The 765-nt window shown below is 72.5% G+C and carries 1 protein-coding gene; it reads left to right on the top strand.

Going from position 1 to position 765, the window contains the following annotated elements; all coding sequences use genetic code 11:
- On the top strand, positions 1 to 765 hold a 765-nt coding region (locus JMF90_RS39045), incomplete at both ends, for an autotransporter-associated beta strand repeat-containing protein (RefSeq protein ID WP_201326545.1).

The raw sequence follows: 765 nt of genomic DNA, 5'->3' as shown, positions 1-765 counted from the left end.
GGCCTGTCGGCGGGCAGCGCGCTCGACCTGGCCGGCGCGGGCGCGACGCTCGACATCAGCGCGGCGACCACGCCGCAGACGAGCGGCATGCTGTCCGGCGTAGCGGGCACGAACGTGAACCTCGGCGGCAACACGCTGACGCTGGCCGGCGCCGGCAACGGCAGCTATGCGGGGACGATCGGCGGCACCGGCGGGCTGACGATGGCCGGTACGGGAACGGAAACGCTGACCGGCACCAACACGTACACCGGCGCGACGACGATCAACAGCGGCACGCTGGCGATCGGCGCGGGCGGCAGCCTGTCGGCGAGCAGCCCGGTGAATCTCGCGGGTGCGGGGGCAACCTTCGACGTCAGCGGCGCGACCACGCCGCAGACCACGGGTACGCTGTCGGGCGTGGCCGGTTCGACGGTGAACCTGGGGGGCAACAACCTGACGCTCGGCGGCACGGGCAGCGGCACGTACGGCGGCACGATCGCGGGCGCGGGCGGCAGCCTCACGTTGTCGGGCACGGGTACCGAAACGCTGACGGGCAACAATACCTACACGGGTGGCACGAATCTCACCGGCGGCGGCACGCTGATCGCGGGCAGCGGCTCGGCGCTCGGCACGGGCGCGCTGAACACGAGCGGCGCGGGCGGCACGCTCGGCACCAGCGTGGCCGGTACGACGCTGACCAACGCGATCAATCTCGGTTCGGGCTCGACATTGACGGTTGGCGGTGCGAACAACCTGGGTCTCGGCGGCGCGATCTCGGGCAGCGGC

Source organism: Burkholderia sp. E168m23, from assembly GCF_016586125.1.
Lineage (GTDB): Bacteria > Pseudomonadota > Gammaproteobacteria > Burkholderiales > Burkholderiaceae > Burkholderia > Burkholderia orbicola.
This window is presented reverse-complemented; position numbering and strand designations above follow the sequence as displayed.